General features: G+C 57.9%; 3 protein-coding genes. 1 reads left to right on the top strand and 2 read right to left on the bottom strand.

Translation table 11 applies throughout. The features are described from left to right. On the top strand, positions 1–1,000 hold a 1,000-nt coding region (locus AOK24_RS18195; protein ID WP_240553990.1), incomplete at its 5' end, for an IS110 family RNA-guided transposase. 355 nt (positions 1,001–1,355) lie between these two features. Here AOK24_RS18195 and AOK24_RS45990 read toward each other — a convergent pair. Together AOK24_RS45990 and AOK24_RS18190 are read right to left on the bottom strand one after the other, a co-directional pair. Beyond that, the gene (locus AOK24_RS45990) at positions 1,356–4,391 is read right to left on the bottom strand and encodes a restriction endonuclease (RefSeq protein ID WP_276206841.1); all 3,036 of its coding nucleotides are present in this window, start codon (positions 4,389–4,391) and stop codon (positions 1,356–1,358) included. A 246-nt stretch (positions 4,392–4,637) separates the two neighbouring features. After that, on the bottom strand, positions 4,638–4,950 hold a 313-nt coding region (locus tag AOK24_RS18190), incomplete at its 5' end, for a transposase (RefSeq protein ID WP_206191222.1).

Genomic DNA, 4,950 nt, shown 5'->3' with positions numbered 1-4,950 from the left:
TCGAATCCTGCCGAGTGCACAGCAGGTCAAAGACCCCTCAGGATCATTCCCGAGGGGTCTTTTCCGTGCCGTACAGCAACGGCCTTTAGCCGGTACCGCCCATGGCACCGACGCCCGCGACGCCTACGTCATCGCCGACACCGCCCGCCTGCGAAAGGACTTCGCCCACGTCGAGATCCCCACCAAGCTGGCCGCCGACCTGGCCCTGCTCACCACCCACCGCTCCGACCTGATCGCCGACCGGGTCCGCTTACTCAACCGCCTCCACGACATACTCACCGGCATCAGCCCCGCCCTGGAAGCAGCCTTCGACTACGCCGGCCACAAGGGCGCCCTCGTCCTGCTCATCGGCTACCAGACCCCCGCCGCACTACGCCGCCGCGGACAGACCCGCCTAACCCGCTGGCTCACCGCCCGAGGCGTGCGACACCCTGAAACAGTCGCCGCCACAGCCCTGACAGCCGCGCATGCCCAGCACATCCAACTGCCCGGCCAGGACACCGCCGCAGACCTCGCCGCACAGATACTGGCCCTGGACGAACGCCTCAAGCAGCTCGACCGGCAGATCAGCGACGCCTTCCACACCCACCCACAGGCCGCCATCAGCGAGTCGCTGCCCGGCATCGGCCCCATCCTGGGCGCCGAATTCCTCGTCGCCGCAGGCGACCTGGCCGCCTACCCAGACGCTGGTCACCTCGCCTCCGCCGCCGGCCTCGTTCCCGTCGCCAAAGACTCCGGACGCCGCACCGGCAACCTCCACCGGCCCCAGCGCTACAGCCGCCGCTTACGCCGCGTGTTCTACCTCTCCGCGCAGACCAGCATCATCCGCAACGGCCCTAACCGCACCTACTACCTCAAGAAGCGAGCCGAAGGCCACAAACACATACCCGCCGTCATCGCCCTCGCCCGCCGACGCGTCGACGTCCTGTGGGCTCTCCTTCGCGACAACCGCCCCTTCACCACCGCGCCACCACCAGCTGGTGCAGCCAAAGCAGCCTGACTCGGTCAAGACGACCAGACCGGCTGCCCACCCGTCATCAGTGCTCAAGGCCGTGCTTGTGAAGTGCCGCACTCGCCTGGAAGCGGATGCGCCCGCAGCGATCGTGTTCTGCCTCGGACGCGTCCGGAGGACAGCAGCAATGGCGGGACAGCCACCGAAGGTCGTCAGGATCGAGCCAGAGGGGTACGCGCCCCTTCTCCTGTTCGCTCTTCGAGTCAGTCGGTTCGACGGCAGTCATGCAGGGAGCGTAGCCGGGCCTTCGCGGGCCCACTCTGGCGAAGACCTGTCCCGTCCGACCCGCACAGCGGGCTTGACTCGGTCATTAAGACTCCACCGACCTGGACATCTCGGCACATCACGTCAAAAGCCGATCAAGCCAATGACTAATTTGTGAATCGGCCTCAACCGATTCCCTGATGCATGCGATCTTCTGATCCACCACCGGGTCTTTCATGCGGGTTGCAAACCATATTGCTGCTCGAATTTCGTGAGCGATCCAGCTTTTGCCGGAAACGGGCTTATCAAGCCACTCATTCACTATGACTAGCCGCTCAGGACTGAGCTGAAGAGGGGCTGGATTACACTTGGAAGTAACGTCAGCAAGTACCCAAGCAGCCATCCTGCGTACGGAATCATCCGCATCCGCGAAGTAGAGTTCCGTAAATTTTGGCAACAGCTCAAGCAACCGCTCTTCGCCCGGAAGGAATGATTCGCCAATCCATGCCATAGACCAACAAGCGGCGAATCGAACCACGCTATTTTCATCGTCAACGCAATTTACCGCATCCTCGAAGCAAGCTTTGCAGATTTCAAGGGCCTCGCCAGCCTCCAGACCGAGCAGTTCAAGTTCTTCCTCTCCCTGCCGGGCCCAGTACGCGAGGTGCATCAACGCACCCAAGGCGCTAACACGATCGGGTTCGGAATCTCCGTCGATCCAGTCTCGAAGAACTCGAACAATTTGCTCCACCTGCGCATTTCGGGGGAGCCGCACAAAAAAGAGCCTGGTAAGAACCGTGACAAACGGCGAGTCACCACGCATGGCATCATGCACATCTTTTTGAGCGATTTCGATAAGCTGCTTCCCGTATCTCCCAGTTAGTAGCGCATCGTAGTCCGAATCATCAACGTAAGACACGACAAGGTGCATAGCCCTATCCACCAACGAGGACGGCGCTTGCACTTCATCAACGAGGCATTGGTAGAGCAAGTGGCGAAGATATTCATCGGGACTATCTGTTGATTCACCCTCATCGAATTCGTCGGGATCATCGAGTTCAGCCTGCTCCTCGTCGTACGTCTCGGCAAGCTCACACAGGAACTCAATAACGCGCCTACCTCTGCGGCCGGCGAGAACCCCGTAGAGTGCAATCACCTCTCGCCAGCGAGGATCGCCGACATGCTCTATTATTTCCTGGACTGAATCCCCGTCAAGGGACGCCCCCTCGTGCCAGGCCTGAGAAATCGCAACAGCAGTCAAATACTCTTGAAATGTCAGGTGTTTGAACTCATACATTGGCTGCAGGGTGCCCTCATGGACTGTATATCCAATCAAATTCAGCAGGCTGCTGCGAAATTCGATACGCCTGAGCAGCTCTTGAGGGCTTGTTGTGCAGTAGCCGAGTACTTCTTCCAATTCACCGCGCGCTCTACGGAACAACGAGAGCATCTCATCGTGACTAATTTGCTGCTTACCTGAAGTAGTCATGGAGTGGGCGAGATAAGCAAGGTGTGGCTTGACTTCATCAAGGTCTAGAGGTTCGTGCCCCTCGACATTCCAGGTCATCAGCAACAGTTCGATGGCCTTCTCATAGAGCACCGAACGCTTTCGCGGAAGGTCTCCTACCCAGCGCTGGACAAGAAGTAGAGTTGTCAGTAGCAGCGGATTCACGGCCAGACGTCGGACCCGATCTGTATCTATAATTTTCACTGCGAGCTCATTTGCCCGCTGTGCCGTTGCCTGAGTATCGCCGTAGACTTGCCTATGCCAGGAAGCGGTAAGAGCTCGAATATCTTCGTTACGAAGTTCTGCAATCCGATATTTAGCGAATCGATCACTTACGAAACCGGCTACTTCTCTGAACCCAGCCTCACGACAAGTGATAATCACGGCACACAACGGGTACCGCATCATGAACGTTCGGAGCTGGCGGAGGAACTTGGCTCTATCGGCCGTGGTAGGAAACTCGTCCAGCCCATCGATAAGGATAAGGGCCCCACCATCCCTAACGGATTGATCCACCAAAGCAGCAAAATTGGTCCGAATGGCAGGTATTTCCGCCCGTTCAGGGATGCTGTGCAACACTTCAAGCAAAGGCGAGTTTGCACCCTGAATTTCTCGACACCTCAACACCAAAGGCAATCGACTCAAGATCGGAAGACCATCCGCAATGCGCGTCATCCTCTCTGGCGCGGCGTAGCCAGTCGCCAGCCGCTTTATCAAAGTTGATTTCCCGGCGCCTGGAGGGCCAAGAATCGTTATTGCATTATTCCCTGCAAGAATTTGACTAAGTGGCTGGCGCTCTCTCCGTGAATGAGTGGACGTAACCTGCTCAGTGTCATCATCATCGATTGACTCCAAAAATTGCGGCACATAGAGCTCTTCGAGGCCGATACTTTTCGATCCTAGGTGTTGATCTACGGGGAATCCTTCCAGAGTGAAATCCCCGTATTCTGATAGGACGTACTGAAGATACTCCTCTCTTTCGCGTGTGAAGTCATGCGCACTATTGGAAATACCCTCGATGTACTCAAGTTCTACTGAGACTGTCTTCTTGATATATTGCGCTACTCGTTGGCCTACTCCTGGAGATGGAAAGTCACCGTCGGCATGAACCAGTGTGAAAGCCTTCCTTTCGCCCGACTGCAGAAAATAGATCAGCCATAGCCATCCTGATTCGTCCGCTACGAGATCGACTTCCGTGTCAATTACGCCTTCGGGAGGAAAATGTGATACAGATCCAGCCCTAAAAAAGGCAGTCTCCTTGGAGACAGCGATACGTCCCCGCATCAACTGATCTTCAATTTCGCGCGGCCCCATGAGTGAGACGCGCCTTCTCCCTGTGGCCGCCTCTTGCTCGATGGCGGAGTCTGTAAAACCAGATATTGAAACGAAAAACGCTGACAGAGTTTCACCGTTGACTCGCTCAGCATCAACCGCGCCGATAAATTTGTTGATTTCACCCCCGCCTATTTTTTCCTTTTTTGCCTTGCATTCAATCACGGCACGGCGTTCTTCGATAGAGTGTTTTGCAATTATGTCAATCTCTCGGCCAGGCTTGTGGATATTAGTTCTGATGACCTCATAACCGAGCGCTTGGGCAACATCCTTCATTCGCTCATTGAAAAGGTCCCCTCTGCTATTTCGGTCCTCTGATGCAACGTGTATCGCCATATCGACTGACTCCCCCTCTGTCTCTAATGCCCGATGGTTCCTCATTATGCTGCGCGAAGGGCACCTTGTTGGCCGAATCGTTAACCTCGATCTTTCGTGATGGGCCGCCGACGGAGTCGGGGGTCCATTTCGTTGTCGGTGGCTGTGGCCGGGCGCGTTGAGGGCCCGGGTGTCGTCTCGGGTGGACGCCGGGTTCCACTGCTCCGGGCTGGCACGTTCTCTTGTAGGGACAGGCGAGTCCGCCGGTCAGCCGGGGTTCGGCAGGAGTGCAAGCCGTTCGAGGGCTTCTGTGATCTTGCGGGTCCAGGGCCAGTGGTGGGCGAGGCGGAGGATGCGGCGCCGGCCGGTGGTGACGAGCTGACCGGCCGCGGAGAACAGGCGGAGCCGCAGGCGGCGCGGTTCCCAGAGACGGGCTTGGCCGGTCAGGGCGAGCATGGGCATCCAGGCCAGCAGGTCGAGAGCGATCTGGACGATCTCCAGCCAGACCCTGTTCTGCGCGGTGTCGTGCAGGGGGAGGTTCCGCAGGCCGGCCGAACGTGCGGCCCGGATGCGGTCCTCC

Source organism: Streptomyces niveiscabiei (assembly GCF_001419795.1).
Lineage (GTDB): Bacteria > Actinomycetota > Actinomycetes > Streptomycetales > Streptomycetaceae > Streptomyces > Streptomyces niveiscabiei.
Note: the sequence above shows the minus strand (reverse complement) of the source record. Positions and strands in the feature narration are given on the sequence as shown.